This window comes from Paraburkholderia phenazinium, from assembly GCF_900142845.1.
In the GTDB taxonomy this organism is placed as follows: domain Bacteria; phylum Pseudomonadota; class Gammaproteobacteria; order Burkholderiales; family Burkholderiaceae; genus Paraburkholderia; species Paraburkholderia phenazinium_A.
In genome coordinates, this window is the sequence record NZ_FSRU01000002.1 from 2544417 (window position 1) to 2558286 (window position 13870).

Here is a 13870-nt window from a genome sequence, read left to right on the forward strand (position 1 = left end):
GGGAAACGCCGTTCCCCCTATGATGCGGGAACGGCGAAACGGACCGCAACCTGGCCGGATGGCCAGGTCCGTACTGTACTGCCTGCCTAGCGGACAACCTGCGAAAGGCCGCCCGACTTGTACTTCTCCGCAATTTTATCAAGCGCAAGCGGCTTGATCTTGCCTGCCTGGCCTTCGGCGCCAAAGGCGACGAAACGGTCCACGCAGATCTTCTTCGCTGCTTCGCGCGCCGGCTTCAGGTAGTCGCGCGGGTCGAACTTGCCCGGATTTTCCGCCATATAGCGGCGGATCGCACCGGTGATCGCCAGACGCAGGTCAGTATCGATATTAACCTTGCGCACGCCGTGCTTGATACCTTCCTGAATTTCTTCGACCGGCACGCCGTAGGTTTCCTTCATGTCGCCGCCGAATTCGCGGATTTCCGCGAGCAGTTCCTGCGGCACTGACGACGAACCATGCATCACCAGGTGGGTGTTCGGAATGCGCTGGTGAATTTCCTTGATGCGCTGAATGGACAGGATGTCGCCGGTGGGCTTCTTGCTGAACTTGTACGCGCCGTGCGAAGTGCCGATGGCGATCGCCAGGGCGTCGCACTGCGTCAGCTTGACGAAGTCGGCCGCCTGCTCCGGATCGGTCAGCAACTGCTCGCGGGTCATCTTGCCGTCCGCGCCGTGGCCGTCTTCCTTGTCGCCCTGCATCGTTTCCAGCGAGCCCAGCACGCCGAGTTCCGCTTCCACCGTCACGCCGATCGAGTGCGCCGCTTCCACCACCTTGCGCGACACGTCGACGTTGTACTCATACGATGCCACCGTCTTGCCGTCCGCTTCCAGCGAACCGTCCATCATCACGCTGCTGAAGCCGCTGCGGATGGCCGCCATGCAGACTGCCGGCGACTGGCCGTGATCCTGGTGCATCACGACCGGAATATGCGGATACGACTCAATGGCCGCTTCGATCAGATGGCGCAGGAACGGCTCGCCCGCATACTTCCGCGCGCCCGCCGACGCCTGCATGATCACCGGGGCGCCGACCTGATCCGCCGCCGCCATGATGGCCTGCACCTGCTCCAGATTGTTCACGTTGAATGCCGGAAGGCCATAACCGTTTTCGGCGGCATGGTCCAGCAGTTGACGCATTGATACGAGAGGCATGCATTACTCCTTAGATTGAAACGAATCCTGTGCCGTCGGCATCTATTTTTGACAATTTTATCGCGAAGCATGCCGCATACCCGTGAGCAGCAGGCTCGGGGCTCGCCGCGAGGCTTGCCCCAAAAGACCTGCGCTCCGCCTCTCGCGGGGTGATGCGGCTGCTTCGCCGTGCCGATCCTAAGCAGTCTTAATGCCGATCAATACGGTTCGCCGACCCGTACGATCTTCAGCGTGTTCGTTCCACCGGCCTGACCCATCGGCTCGCCGACGGTCAGCACAACCATGTCGCCGCGCGATGCGTAGCCCTTGCTCACCACCGTCTCCAGCGCCTGTTGCAAGGCGGTGTCGCGGTCGCTGCTGGTGTCCAGATGCAATGACGTCACGTTGCGGTAGATCGCCATGGCCCGCTCGCTGCCGACGCGCGGCGTGAGCGCGAAAATCGGCACATGGGTCCAATGACGCGACATCCACAGCGCGGTCGAGCCCGATTCGGTCAGCGCGACGATCGCCTTCGCGCCGAGGTGGAACGCCGTGAACAGCGCGCCCATGGCGATGGACTGGTCGATGCGGGTGAACGTGCGGTCGAGGAAATCCTTGTCCAGCTCCGACTGCTCGGACTTCTCCGCTTCGACGCAGATCGCGGCCATCGTTTCGATGGTCTGCACCGGGTACTTGCCGGCGGCCGATTCGGCCGACAGCATCACCGCGTCCGTGCCGTCCAGCACCGCATTGGCGACGTCCGACACTTCGGCGCGGGTCGGCACCGGCGCGTAGATCATCGACTCCATCATCTGCGTGGCGGTGATCACGAACTTGTTCGATTCGCGCGCCATGCGGATCATGCGCTTTTGCAGCGCCGGCACGGCGGCATTGCCCACTTCCACGGCGAGGTCGCCACGCGCGACCATGATGCCGTCCGAGGCGTCGAGGATGCCTTGCAGCGCCGGAATCGCTTCCGCGCGCTCGATCTTGGCGATCATCTTCGGCTTGATGCCGTACGGCGCGCCTGCAATGTTGGCGAGCTGGCGGGCCATTTCCATGTCGGTGGCGTTCTTCGGGAACGAGACCGCGACGAAATCCACCCCGAGCGACATGGCCGTGCGGATGTCTTCCATGTCTTTCGCGGTGAGCGCCGGCGCCGTGAGGCCGCCGCCCTGGCGATTGATACCCTTGTTGTTCGACAGCTCGCCGCCGATCTTCACGGTAGTGTGAATCTCGCTGCCGAGCACGCGCACGACGTCGAGCACGATCAGGCCGTCGTTGAGCAACAGCACGTCGCCCGGTTTCAGGTCGCGCGGCAGGTCTTTGTAGTCGAGACCGACGCGATCGTCGTTGCCGAGTTCGCATTCGGAATCGAGGACGAACGGGTTGCCGGGAATCAGCGTGGTTTTGCCGTTTTCAAACTTGCCGACCCGAATCTTCGGGCCTTGCAGGTCGGCCATGATGGCAACTTCGCGGCCCGCCTGACGGGCCGCTTCGCGCACGTATTCGGCGCGCTGGCGGTGGTCGTCGGCCGTGCCGTGCGAGAAGTTGAGGCGCACCACATCGAGCCCCGCCTTAATCATTTGCAACAGGATTTCGGGCGTGCTGGAAGCCGGGCCGATGGTGGCGACAATCTTGGTGGCGCGATGCATGAGTCTCCTCGTCTGGATGGGATCGCTGGAAAGAGCGCTGCGAGTCGGGTGCGGAGGCTGCGCACCGAAGGATGCTGCCAGGGGCTGCGCGCCAGTTGGAACCGGCGTCGCTTTATGGGATGAAGCGGTGTTCGAGACCGGCGTGCGGGACGCCAGCGGTGCTGCGGATAATGCGCCGCCGGCATGACCGGCGGGTGAAATAGCCGGTGAAACGGCGGGAACCGCGGACTGCGGTGTCCCGGCGGAGCGTGCGGCACGCTCCCCTGCTGGTGCTGACTTCGCTGCGGTGGCCGCCGGGTGTTTCGCCGACGGCTTCACCCGCGTCTTTGCAGTTTTCGGCGATGGGGAGCGCGTCGCCACGTTAAGCCCGCGATTCCAGGACAACGACTGCCGGCAGCTTCTTGCCCTCGAGGAATTCGAGGAAGGCGCCACCGCCCGTCGAGATGTAGCTCACCTTGTCGTGGATGCCGTACTTGGCGATGGCCGCGAGCGTGTCGCCGCCGCCTGCAATCGAGAACGCCGACGAGCGGGCGATGGCGTCTGCCAGGGTCTTCGTGCCGTTGCCGAACTGGTCGAATTCGAACACGCCAACCGGGCCGTTCCAGACGATCGTGCCGGCCTTTTCCAGTTGCGCGGCGAGCGCCCTGGCGGTGTCCGGTCCGATGTCGAGGATCAGGTCGTCGTCCTGCACGTCGGCTACGGCCTTGACTTCAGCTTTGGCGGTGGGCGAAAACTCCTTGGCCGTGACGACGTCGGTCGGGATCGGCACCGAGGCGCCGCGCGCTTTCGCTGCGTCGAGAATGGCTTTGGCTTCGTTGACCAGATCGGCTTCGGCGAGCGACTTGCCGATCTTCAGGCCGGCCGCCAGCATGAACGTATTGGCAATGCCGCCACCGACGATCAGCTGGTCGACCTTCTCGGCCAGCGACTTCAGAATGGTCAGCTTGGTGGACACCTTCGAGCCGGCGACGATCGCCACCAGCGGACGCTTCGGCGCGCCGAGTGCCTTGCCGAGCGCTTCGAGCTCAGCGGCCAGCAGCGGGCCGGCGCACGCCACCGGCGCGTACTTCGCGATGCCGTGGGTGGTGGCTTCCGCGCGGTGCGCGGTGCCGAACGCGTCGTTGACGTAGATGTCGCAGAGCTTCGCCATCTTCTGCGCGAGCTCGTCCGAATCTTTCTTTTCGCCCTTGTTGACGCGGCAGTTTTCCAGCAGCACGAACTGGCCGGGCGCCACGTTCACGCCGTTTTCAACCCAGTTCGCCACCAGCGGCACGTCGCGGCCCAGCAGTTCGGACAGACGCTTCGCAACCGGCGCAAGCGAGTCTTCCGGCTTGAGTTCGCCCTCGGTGGGACGGCCCAGATGCGAGGTGACCATGACGGCCGCGCCCGCGTCGAGCGCAGCCTTGATGGCCGGCACCGAGGCGCGGATACGGGTGTCTTCGGTGATGTTGCCTTGATCGTCCTGCGGAACGTTCAGGTCGGCGCGAATGAACACGCGCTTGCCGGACAGCTTGCCTTCGGCGATCAGATCGGAGAGACGCAATACCTGGTTCATGAGCGTTGGGTTGCGAGTTGATTGGAAGGCGGTGATGGACAGCGCGCGAACAGCCTCCGCTCAGGAGCCCCGCAGGGGTGGCTCCTCGAACAGGCGCCGACGGCATCTGCCGCAGCGTCGCGCAGTGATCCGGGAGTCGAGTATTTTAACCGATTGCCATCCCGTTCTGCCCCGCGCCCGCCCGAATGTCCCGTATTTGGGAGATACGGCAGCATGCTGCATCGCAACATCGGCGCGGCGCTCACTGAAAAACAAGACGCAGAACCGTGAAGGTCAGCATCCCGACCACGATCGTGCCGAGCATCGTGCGGCGCCACAGGAACCAGGCGAGCCCGGCAAGCGTGGCGTAAAAATCGTGATTCGACAGCGCGAACGAGAGTCCGCCGGGGGTCGCCAGCACGTCCGGCAGCACCACGGCGGCGAGCGCCGCAGCCGGCGCATAACGCAGCATACGCTGGACGCGCTCCGGCAGGACGGTGCGTTCGCCGCCGATCAGGAACAGCGCGCGCGTGAGCGCCGTGACGAACATCATGCCGAAGATGGCGATCCAGATTTGCGTGCTGGTCATGGGGCATCTCCGTGGGAATCGGCGGCGGCGCTGCGGATGCGCCGCAAATCGGCCCGCTCGATCAGCAGGTCGGCGCCGCTGCCGGCGACAATCGCCGCCAGCACCGCCAACGGCAGCGCCAGCCGGTACGGCAGGTCGAAGCCGAGCAGCGCGACGACCGCGGCAACACAAACGGCGACGAGCGTCGACCGGCTGTTGATGGCCGAGACCATCACGGGAATCAGGGCCAGCGTCCCGGCGAGCGCGAGGCCCCACTTGTCCGGAATCATGCTGGCGAGCAGGATGCCGATGATCGACGACACCTGCCAGGACAGCCAGCTCGCGCTCGCCATGCCCCAGTAATAGGCCTCCTTGCCCGGCACGTAACCGGTCTGAAAGCTTTTCTTCTGAAACAGCAGATAGATGACGTCGCCGTTGAAGTAGCCGAGCACGATCCGGCGCCACATGGGCAGATAGGAGAAATGGGGCGCCAGACCCGCGCTGAAGATCACAAAACGCGTATTCACCATGGCCGCGGTCAGCAGCACGGTCCAGACCGGCAATTTGGCGGCGAGCAGCGGCAGCACCGCCAGTTGCGACGAACCGGCATAGCAGAGCAGCGACATGGTGAGCGCCTGCGGCAGCGTGAGCACGGATTTGCTCATCGCGATGCCGGTGACGAGCCCCCAGGAGAAGATCGCCATCAGCGTGGGCGAATAGTCGCGCAGGCCTTCGCGGAAGGCACGGCGGTGGAGATCGGACAGGCTAGCGAGCATCAGCGGACGGCGAGACGCGGGGTGGCGCCGCGACAGCATGGAGTCGGCGCCAGGTCGTCGAGCACCCGCTGGCGCATTCGGATTTGTATTATGCGTGCGCCGAATTATAGCGTCCGCCGTGCGGCCAAATGCCCGTTCCGTGTGCAAAAGACGTTAAAATAACGGACTTCGCCGCTTGCCGGACATCGGGTCGGCCTCGCGCCCGGCGCGCCCCGCTTGAGGGGCTTGCGCGTGATGGGGCCTGCTGAGCCCCATCCGAGCGTCCCGGCGGCCTTGCGCAACACCCTTCACAAACGCACTGCTGGAGAATCGTATGTCAATGGCCGACCGCGACGGCAAGATCTGGATGGATGGCAAGCTCATCGATTGGCGCGACGCCAAGATCCACGTGCTCACGCATACCCTGCACTACGGCATGGGCGTCTTCGAGGGCGTACGCGCCTACAAGACGGCAGACGGCGGCACCGCCATTTTCCGTCTGCAGGAACACACCAAGCGCCTGCTGAATTCGGCCAAGATCTTCCAGATGGACGTACCGTTCGACCACGAAACGCTCGCCGCCGCGCAGCGCGAAGTGGTGCGCGAAAACAAGCTCGAGTCCTGCTACCTGCGCCCGATCATCTGGGTCGGCTCGGAAAAGCTCGGCGTCTCGGCCAAGGGCAACACCATCCACGTGGCGATCGCCGCCTGGCCGTGGGGCGCGTATCTGGGCGAAGACGGCCTGAAGAAAGGCATTCGCGTGAAGACCTCCTCGTTCACGCGCCACCATGTGAATGTCTCCATGGTCCGCGCCAAGGCATCGGGCTGGTACGTGAACTCGATCCTCGCCAACCAGGAAGCCACCGCCGACGGCTACGACGAAGCGCTCCTGCTCGACGTGGACGGCTACGTGTCGGAAGGTTCGGGCGAAAATTTCTTCCTCGTGAACAACGGCAAGCTGTACACGCCCGACCTGTCGTCGTGCCTCGACGGCATCACGCGCGACACGATCATCACGCTGGCGAAAGACGCCGGCATCGAAGTGATCGAAAAGCGCATCACGCGCGACGAGGTTTACACCTGCGACGAAGCGTTCTTCACCGGCACCGCCGCTGAAGTCACGCCGATCCGCGAACTCGACAACCGCACCATCGGTTCGGGCTCGCGCGGTCCGATCACGGAAAAGCTGCAAAGCGGCTTCTTCGACATCGTCAACGGCAAGAGCGAGAAGTACGCGCACTGGCTCGCGAAAATCTGATTCTGAAAATACAGCAGGCCGCCCTAGCCGGCGCGCCTGCGCCCTGTCTCCACAGAGAAAGCCCACATGAGCGAAATCAAGGAAATGCCGCTGGTCGAACTGTCGGCAAAAGACCTGCCCGCCTACTGTCCGAACCCGTCCATGGCGCGCTGGAGCGCCCATCCGCGGGTGTTTATCGACGTCACGCACGGCGAAGCGCGCTGCCCGTATTGCGGCACGCGCTACAAGCTGCGTGACGGCGAAGTGGTCAAAGGCCACTGATCGCCGCGCACCCGCTGGGCACGCCCATCACAATCAGGCCGCAACCGCGGCGAGGCCCGACACACGGGCTTCGCGCGAGGTATGCGGCCGCTTCCCTATTTAAACCCGAACGCCGCGCGCAGATAGGCGCAGCGCTTCGTTTCGACTCCGGAAATCCACCCTGATGCGTCGCGCGTTGGTTATCGCACCGAACTGGATCGGTGACGCATTGATGGCGCAGCCTTTGTTCTCGCGCCTCGTGAAACTGCATCCGCGCATCGTGATCGACGCGGTTGCGCCCTCGTGGGTCGCACCCGTACTCGAACGCATGCCCGAGATCCGCGACGTCTACGCCACGGATCTCGCGCACGGCAAGCTGCAGATGCTGCGCCGCTGGCAGTTGTCCAGCGACCTGCGCGACGTCGGCTACGACGCGGCTTACGTGCTGCCGAACTCGCTGAAATCAGCGCTGATTCCGTGGATGGCCGGTATTCCGCTGCGCATCGGCTATACCGGCGAAAGCCGCTATGGCCTGTTGAACGTGCGCCATGCGAATCCGCGCAAGGACGCGCGGCCGCCGATGGTCGGCCACTACGCGGCGCTCGCCTACAAGCCGGGCGCCAAAGTACCCGACGACCTGCCGATGCCGCGGCTCGACGCCGACCTGAACGAAGCCTCGCGCGTGTCGGCTCGTTTCAATCTGGACACGCGGGTGCCGCTGCTGGTGTTCTGCCCCGGCGCCGAATACGGTCCGGCCAAGCGCTGGCCGCCCGAGCATTTCGCGGCGCTGGCGCAAATCGTCGGCCAGTCGTTCCCCTATACGCAGATCGTCGCGCTCGGTTCGCCGAAAGACGCACCGCTCGCCCAGGCCATCGCCGAGCGCGCGCCGAACGTGCGCAACCTGTGCGGCCAGACCGCGCTGGGCGAAGCGTGCGCGCTGATCTCGCGCGCCAACGCCGTGGTCACCAACGATTCCGGCCTGATGCACGTGGCGGCCGCGCTGCGCCGGCCGCTCGTGGCCGTGTACGGCTCGACCGATCCGCGCCACACGCCGCCATTGTCCGAGCTTGCGAAGGTACAATGGTTGCATCTCGAATGCAGTCCCTGTTTTGAGCGCGAGTGTCCGCTCGGTCACCTGAACTGCTTGCGGCAACTGAGCGCCGAGCAGGTTTTCGGCGATCTGCGCGGCATGCTCCTCGCGCAACGCTGAACCGTCGGACAGCCGCACGCCGCGTTGCAAGCACGCCACGCGGCGTCATCCCCGCGCCCTGGAGCGCGGGCATCCTCGCGGTTGTCCCGCCGGGTTGTTCCTGGTTGTCCTGTTTTTACTGCTGCCCCGCAACCGCGCGCGCCGCGCACAAGAGACTGACGAGCCATGCCACGTTTTGCCCACATCTTCGAAGCCGCTGCGGATACCCTCAACGCCTATTACCAGGCGGTCGCGGAGGTCAATATCGACAGTTTGATGGGCCTGTGGATCGATGAGGAATTCGCGAGCTACATCAGCGCCGACGGCGCCCACCTGCACGGTCTCGATACCATTCGCGCGGGTCTGGCCGTCCAGCTCGCAGCCACGCCGGTTTCGATCGAACCCGTCGACATCCGCGTGTACGACAGTCTCGGCACGGTGGTGTATGCGATTGCAGAAGCGCACCGCCCGGCCGATCCGAAAGTCGCGCCCACCATGGTCTTCACCACCTACGTGATGGTCCACGAGCGCGGTGAATGGAAAATCGCACATATTCACGCAAGTGCGATGCCGAACGAAGCGGCGAATCAGTTTGCTGCCAAAATGCGTCATGGTCAGGGGTCTTTGCACTGACGCTGCACGTTTCTGCTTTTTCCGGTCGCAGGTATGAGTACGACGCACAACAAGAACGCTTCCCCCGCAACTGCCGTCGTGGCGGCGGTTGAGGCGAGCGTCGACATGTTCTATCGCGCGCCGCTGTGGCTGCCGAACAGTCATGTCCAAACCATTGTTCCCGCTCTGTTCGCCCGCCTTCCCGCGGTGGCTTACCGGCGCGAGCGCTGGGATACGCCGGATGGCGATTTCATCGAACTCGACTGGCTGGTGACCGGGCCGCAAGCACCGCAAACATCGAATCACGCCGGCTCGTCCGACACTCCGCTGTTCGTCCTGTTTCACGGCCTCGAAGGAAATTCCGGCTCACACTACGCCCGCACCTTGATGGCTGCGGCGCACGCGCGCGGCTGGCACGGCGTCGTGCCGCACTTTCGGAGCTGCAGTGGACCGCTGAATCTGTTGCCGCGCTTCTATCACCTCGCCGATAGCGCCGAAGTCGACTGGGTGCTGCGACGACTGCGCGAGACGCATCGCGGCCCGATCGTCGCGGCGGGCGTTTCGCTGGGCGGCAACGTGCTGTTGCGCTGGCTCGGCGAGCGGCGCGAAGACGCGTCGTTTGTCAGCGCGGCGGCGGCGATCTCCGCCCCGCTCGACGTGCATGCAGGCGGCCGGGCGTTGTCGCAAGGCTTCGGCAAGATCTACACGCGCAACTTCCTGAAGACGCTGAAGGTGAAGGCGCTGCAGAAGCTCGAACAGTATCCGGGCCTGTTCGACGCCAACGCGGTACTCGCCAGCCGTACCATGTACGAGTTCGACAACGTCGTCACCGCGCCGCTGCACGGCTTTCGCGATGCCGACGACTATTGGACCCGGGCGACCACCCGGCCGCTGCTGCCGGAGATCACCGTGCCCACCCTCGTGCTCAATGCGCGCAACGATCCGTTCCTGCCGGGCGCGGTGCTGCCGGCGCGGCATGAGGTATCGGGCGCGGTCGAGCTTGATCAGCCGCAGCATGGCGGCCATGTCGGCTTCATGACGGGACCGTTTCCGGGGCGTATCGACTGGCTGTCGCAGCGCGTTTTCAACTACCTCACCCCATTCGTCGACCATGGATGACATCGTTCGCCAGGCGCTCGCCAAATGGCCCAACGTGCCGCATTGCACCGGCTGGCTGCTGCTCGACCGGCGCGGCAACTGGCGCATGCGCGACGAGGCGGCCCAGGCGCGTGGGGCACCGGGTGAACCGATCCGTCATGCGGCGTTGCTGGCGTTCATCAACCGGAACTATGAAGCGGATCCCAGCGGGCAGTGGTTCTTTCAGAACGGGCCGCAGCGGGTGTATGTGGAGTTGGGTTATACGCCGTGGGTGGTTCGGCTTGCTGCGGCTGACGATGGTGGCAGTGGCGCGAGTGACGGCGACGGCGATGACGGCGGCGATGGCTCGCTGACGCTGACGTTGACGGATCAGGCGGGAAACGCGTTTGAGCCTGTCGCGGCGTATCTGGATGATGAAGGCGGTGTGCTGTTCACGGACTCATCGACGCCGCCGCGTATCGCCGTGCTGCACGATCACGATCTCGATCTGTTCTCTGAGCACGCCGAACTGGCGGAGGACGGCCACAGCGGACGGTTCCATTGGCGCGACGGCGTCGCGCTGCCGTTGCAGCCCGTAACGCATGCCGATGTGGCGGCGCGGTTTGGTTTTGTGGCGAGTCCGGCGCAGGCGGTTGTTCAAAAAGGCGCGGGCTTGTAGTTGGCCCGCAGCGAGGCCATCGCCCGCGGCACCGCGCTGTTAAGATAAGCGCCCTCAGAAGGAGCCCCACCATGCCTGAACTCACTCACTTCGACGCCGCCGGCCAAGCGCATATGGTGGACGTCGGCGCCAAACAGGAAACCAAACGCATCGCCATTGCGCGCGGCTCGATCCGCATGTTGCCGGAGACGTTTGCGCTGATCCGCGACGGCAACGCGAAGAAAGGCGATGTGATCGGGATCGCGCGCATCGCCGCGATTCAAGGCGCGAAGCGCACCGCCGATCTGATTCCGCTGTGTCATCCGCTCGCGCTAACGCGCGTCAAGGTGGATTTCGAACTCGACGAGACGCTCCCTGGCGTGCATTGCACGGTGCAGGTGGAAACGTTGGGGCGCACGGGCGTGGAGATGGAAGCGCTGACCGCCGTACAGGTGGGTCTGCTGACCGTGTACGACATGTGCAAGGCGGTGGATCGCGGCATGACGATCACCGATGTGAAAGTGCTGGAGAAGCACGGCGGGAAGTCGGGAGATTGGGTGGCGGCTTAAGCGCCGCTGCGCCCAACCGCCCCCCCTCAAGCCGGACAGCGACGGCGCTCAGTTGTCGCTGTCGTCATCGTCCTGGTTGACGTCCTTCGGCGGCGTACCGTACCGCTTGACGAGTTCCGCCTTGAAGCTCGCGAGGCTCTTCTGCTCATCGCACAGTTCGTACAGATAGCCCTGCTGCGACGGCCAGTCATGCAGCTCCTCCGAAAAAATCTTCAGACGCGCCACGGTATCGAAGGCGGCATTCGTATCGCCGCTCAGCGCCTGCAGCACCGCATAGCGACGCAATACCGTTTCCCCCGGCAGCAGCGCAAGCGCCTGCTTGTGCATGGCCAGCTTGTGATCCAGATCCATCGCGTTCATCGGCAACAGCGTCGCCATCCCGTATTCGCCCCACGCGCGGAACAGGAACGACGGATCGTCGGCATACTGCTCGGCCGGACGCGCGCCGTAGTACAGCACCTCGGCGCGGTTATAGTCGCGGCAGACCGGATACAACGCCGCCAACCCACCGAACACGATGACCGCGTAGACGCCAAACGACACGCGCCCCGGCACCAGTCGCAACGAACGCGTTTCCAGCAGACCGAACACGAACATCGCCGGCAGCAGGAAGAACATGTATTGCTGCGGATACTCGACCAGTGCGTGCATCACCAGCACGCCGATCAACGCAATGCCGAACACGCGCGCCGCAGTGTGCGGTGCACGCACCACGCGCACGAGCCAGGCCAGCAGACCCAGCAGCACGATCGCCAAGCCGATCAGCCCGGTCTTGCCCAACAGATCGAGGAAGATGTCGTGCGAGTTGTTGGCAATCTCGACGCCGCCCAGCGTGCGGACAAAATCGTACTGGTAACGCGGAAACTCGCCCCAGCCGACGCCCAGCAACGGGTGCGTCTTGAACATCGTCCAGCCGTATTTCCACAGCGCGAGGCGCGGGGCAATCTGACCAGCGTCCTTGAAGCGGTCGGCCGCGGACTCCGCCAGATCGAGCTGGTAGTGCACGTTGGCCCAACGGACCACGGCATTGACGATGAAGAACAACACGCCAAGCGCCACGGGAATCAGCCATTCGCGGTTACTGCGGCGCAAGGCGGGATTGCTGCGGATTTCGGCAAACGCCATCCAGAAACCGGCCACCACGATCACACCCATCTGCAGCCACGGACCACGCGAAACAGTCAGCGCCAGCCCCGTCGAGAAAATAATCGACAGCAATGCCCACGCGATCACCGGCAAGCGCCGCGTCTGCACGAGGAACAGGGCGCCGGCCATCGCGAAGGCAATATAGGTGGCGAGGTGATTGGCCTGCGCCATATTGCCGAACGGCCGGCGATCGACCGTGATGTTGTACGCGACGACCAGCGGCGTCACCTTGGTCTCCAGATGAAACACCTGGATTACCTGGCAGAACACCGCGAACAGCCCGCCGACGATCAGCGCCGCCGCCGCCCAGCGCAGCACCGTCTCGGTCATCTTGACCCGGGTGAAGCTGTAGCCGGCGTGAGTCGCCATGAAGGCCGCCAGCAGATAGCCGCCGCCGAGCCAGTTCATCGACGGCTGGGCGACCGGGATTACGAACGTCTGCGCGACCAGCAGCAGCCCAAACAGCAAGGGCACCAGCGCGACCACCGGCGACGCAAACGTGACGCGCGAGCGCTCCGTCCAGACCAGCAGCACGACGGCGGCGCTGGTCAGCACGTACAGCGTCAACGCGGTAAATTCCGCGTAAAACGTCGGGATCGGATACGTATGGTTGACTACGGCGTAAGGAAGAATCAACGCACAAGCCAGCAGTACCAGAGATAAATAGCGCGCAAATGGGGTGGGCATGAGTAACCGGGGGCGTCAGCAACCGGCGCACTATACAAAAAAATCCTCCCGCTGTGCGCCGGACAGCCTAAATATCCCGAAATCACACAGCTCCGGCACCCTTACGCCATCTCCACGCCTGTCTGAGCCTCAACTCCGGCATTCAGGCGGCGCCAGGTTAGACGGTAAGGTCGGCGCGTCGGCAGGTGCCGGCCCAGCACCCGGCGCGGGCAATGACGACGCGCTCTTGCCGCCGGCAAAACACTCCCAGGTCACCGTTCCCGGTTGGGTCGCGCCCTTGACCAGCGCGACCCGTGCAGTCGGCGTATCGGCGTTGTCGGGCACCGACGGCACCAGCACCAGCGTATTCGAGCCGGCCGGCGCCACGCGTGTCGAGTAGGCGACGGTGATCTGGCCGGTATCGTCATCGACGCTCACGGACTCGACGTTGCGCGTGGCCGTAGGCGGGGCATAGCCGCCGCCGAGCGCGCTGCCGCTGGCCGCGTTTTCCGCCACCGCAAGCCGCGCCGAAGCGGCGAGCGACAAGCCCTCGCCCACGCGGCTGCGGGCCAGATAGTCCTGGTAGGCGGGAATCGCATACGCGGCGATCACCCCGACGATGGCGAGCACGATCATCAGTTCGATCAGCGTGAAGCCGAGCTTGCGGCTGGCGCGCGCGATCCGCGCGGGCCATTGCACGCCGGGGTCGGCGATCGGTGCGCCCGAGGCAGGGTCGTCGCGCCGCAACAGGACGCAACGGAATGAAGAGGTGAGAACAGTAACGGTCATCGACAGGCTCCTGAAACGAAAAAC

14 protein-coding genes are annotated in these 13870 nt (G+C 64.5%); 7 read left to right on the plus strand and 7 right to left on the minus strand.

Going from position 1 to position 13870, the window contains the following annotated elements; all coding sequences use genetic code 11:
• Positions 1 to 86: 86 nt before the first annotated feature.
• The 5 genes from fba to BUS12_RS28375 form a co-directional block, all read right to left on the minus strand.
• Positions 87 to 1151 carry a class II fructose-bisphosphate aldolase gene (fba, locus tag BUS12_RS28355; RefSeq protein WP_074300688.1) on the minus strand — a complete coding sequence of 355 codons (1065 nt, stop codon included), beginning with the start codon at positions 1149 to 1151 and terminating at the stop codon, positions 87 to 89.
• A 197-nt stretch (positions 1152 to 1348) separates the two neighbouring features.
• On the minus strand, positions 1349 to 2785 hold the full coding sequence (gene pyk / locus BUS12_RS28360; protein ID WP_074300689.1) for a pyruvate kinase: 1437 nt from the start codon (positions 2783 to 2785) through the stop codon (positions 1349 to 1351).
• A 361-nt stretch (positions 2786 to 3146) separates the two neighbouring features.
• Positions 3147 to 4340, minus strand: coding sequence for a phosphoglycerate kinase (locus BUS12_RS28365; protein ID WP_074300690.1), 1194 nt, complete (start codon positions 4338 to 4340; stop codon positions 3147 to 3149).
• 241 nt (positions 4341 to 4581) lie between these two features.
• Positions 4582 to 4908 (minus strand): AzlD domain-containing protein, encoded by a 327-nt coding sequence (locus BUS12_RS28370; RefSeq protein ID WP_074300691.1) that lies wholly within the window; start codon positions 4906 to 4908, stop codon positions 4582 to 4584.
• A complete protein-coding gene (locus BUS12_RS28375; RefSeq protein ID WP_074301752.1) occupies positions 4905 to 5663 on the minus strand; it encodes an AzlC family ABC transporter permease in 759 nt (252 codons plus the stop codon). The genes BUS12_RS28370 and BUS12_RS28375 overlap by 4 nt, the downstream gene beginning before the upstream one ends.
• A 313-nt stretch (positions 5664 to 5976) precedes the next feature.
• On the opposite strand from BUS12_RS28375, the gene BUS12_RS28380 reads away from it, so the two are divergent.
• From BUS12_RS28380 to moaC, 7 genes are all read left to right on the plus strand, one after another.
• The gene (locus BUS12_RS28380) at positions 5977 to 6900 is read left to right on the plus strand and encodes a branched-chain amino acid transaminase (RefSeq protein WP_074300692.1); all 924 of its coding nucleotides are present in this window, start codon (positions 5977 to 5979) and stop codon (positions 6898 to 6900) included.
• Between the two features lie 66 nt (positions 6901 to 6966).
• Positions 6967 to 7161, plus strand: coding sequence for a zinc-finger domain-containing protein (locus tag BUS12_RS28385; protein WP_074300693.1), 195 nt, complete (start codon positions 6967 to 6969; stop codon positions 7159 to 7161).
• Between the two features lie 163 nt (positions 7162 to 7324).
• Positions 7325 to 8350: a lipopolysaccharide heptosyltransferase II gene (waaF, locus tag BUS12_RS28390; protein WP_074300694.1), complete on the plus strand. Its 1026-nt coding sequence runs from the start codon at positions 7325 to 7327 to the stop codon at positions 8348 to 8350.
• A 165-nt stretch (positions 8351 to 8515) separates the two neighbouring features.
• Positions 8516 to 8962, plus strand: a complete 447-nt coding sequence (locus tag BUS12_RS28395; protein WP_074300695.1) for a nuclear transport factor 2 family protein — start codon at positions 8516 to 8518, stop codon at positions 8960 to 8962.
• Positions 8963 to 8995: 33 nt separating this feature from the next.
• Complete coding sequence (locus BUS12_RS28400) at positions 8996 to 10060, plus strand: hydrolase (RefSeq protein WP_074300696.1); 1065 nt, start codon at positions 8996 to 8998, stop codon at positions 10058 to 10060.
• A complete protein-coding gene (locus tag BUS12_RS28405) occupies positions 10053 to 10697 on the plus strand; it encodes a DUF2946 family protein (RefSeq protein WP_074300697.1) in 645 nt (214 codons plus the stop codon). The genes BUS12_RS28400 and BUS12_RS28405 overlap by 8 nt, the downstream gene beginning before the upstream one ends.
• A 71-nt stretch (positions 10698 to 10768) precedes the next feature.
• Positions 10769 to 11245 carry a cyclic pyranopterin monophosphate synthase MoaC gene (gene moaC / locus BUS12_RS28410; RefSeq protein ID WP_074300698.1) on the plus strand — a complete coding sequence of 159 codons (477 nt, stop codon included), beginning with the start codon at positions 10769 to 10771 and terminating at the stop codon, positions 11243 to 11245.
• A gap of 48 nt (positions 11246 to 11293) precedes the next feature.
• On the opposite strand, the gene BUS12_RS28415 is transcribed toward moaC, so the two are convergent.
• On the minus strand, positions 11294 to 13078 hold the full coding sequence (locus tag BUS12_RS28415; protein ID WP_074300699.1) for a PglL family O-oligosaccharyltransferase: 1785 nt from the start codon (positions 13076 to 13078) through the stop codon (positions 11294 to 11296).
• Positions 13079 to 13207: 129 nt separating this feature from the next.
• Positions 13208 to 13846 (minus strand): pilin, encoded by a 639-nt coding sequence (locus BUS12_RS28420; RefSeq protein WP_083640652.1) that lies wholly within the window; start codon positions 13844 to 13846, stop codon positions 13208 to 13210.
• Between the last annotated feature and the right edge of the window lie 24 nt (positions 13847 to 13870).

Coding starts and splice junctions, on each gene's coding strand:
- fba (WP_074300688.1), bottom strand. CDS start 1,151: ATGCCTCTCGTATCAATGCGTCAACTGCTGGACCATGCCGCCGAAAAC.
- pyk (WP_074300689.1), bottom strand. CDS start 2,785: ATGCATCGCGCCACCAAGATTGTCGCCACCATCGGCCCGGCTTCCAGC.
- BUS12_RS28365 (WP_074300690.1), bottom strand. CDS start 4,340: ATGAACCAGGTATTGCGTCTCTCCGATCTGATCGCCGAAGGCAAGCTG.
- BUS12_RS28370 (WP_074300691.1), bottom strand. CDS start 4,908: ATGACCAGCACGCAAATCTGGATCGCCATCTTCGGCATGATGTTCGTC.
- BUS12_RS28375 (WP_074301752.1), bottom strand. CDS start 5,663: ATGCTCGCTAGCCTGTCCGATCTCCACCGCCGTGCCTTCCGCGAAGGC.
- BUS12_RS28380 (WP_074300692.1), top strand. CDS start 5,977: ATGTCAATGGCCGACCGCGACGGCAAGATCTGGATGGATGGCAAGCTC.
- BUS12_RS28385 (WP_074300693.1), top strand. CDS start 6,967: ATGAGCGAAATCAAGGAAATGCCGCTGGTCGAACTGTCGGCAAAAGAC.
- waaF (WP_074300694.1), top strand. CDS start 7,325: ATGCGTCGCGCGTTGGTTATCGCACCGAACTGGATCGGTGACGCATTG.
- BUS12_RS28395 (WP_074300695.1), top strand. CDS start 8,516: ATGCCACGTTTTGCCCACATCTTCGAAGCCGCTGCGGATACCCTCAAC.
- BUS12_RS28400 (WP_074300696.1), top strand. CDS start 8,996: ATGAGTACGACGCACAACAAGAACGCTTCCCCCGCAACTGCCGTCGTG.
- BUS12_RS28405 (WP_074300697.1), top strand. CDS start 10,053: ATGGATGACATCGTTCGCCAGGCGCTCGCCAAATGGCCCAACGTGCCG.
- moaC (WP_074300698.1), top strand. CDS start 10,769: ATGCCTGAACTCACTCACTTCGACGCCGCCGGCCAAGCGCATATGGTG.
- BUS12_RS28415 (WP_074300699.1), bottom strand. CDS start 13,078: ATGCCCACCCCATTTGCGCGCTATTTATCTCTGGTACTGCTGGCTTGT.
- BUS12_RS28420 (WP_083640652.1), bottom strand. CDS start 13,846: ATGACCGTTACTGTTCTCACCTCTTCATTCCGTTGCGTCCTGTTGCGG.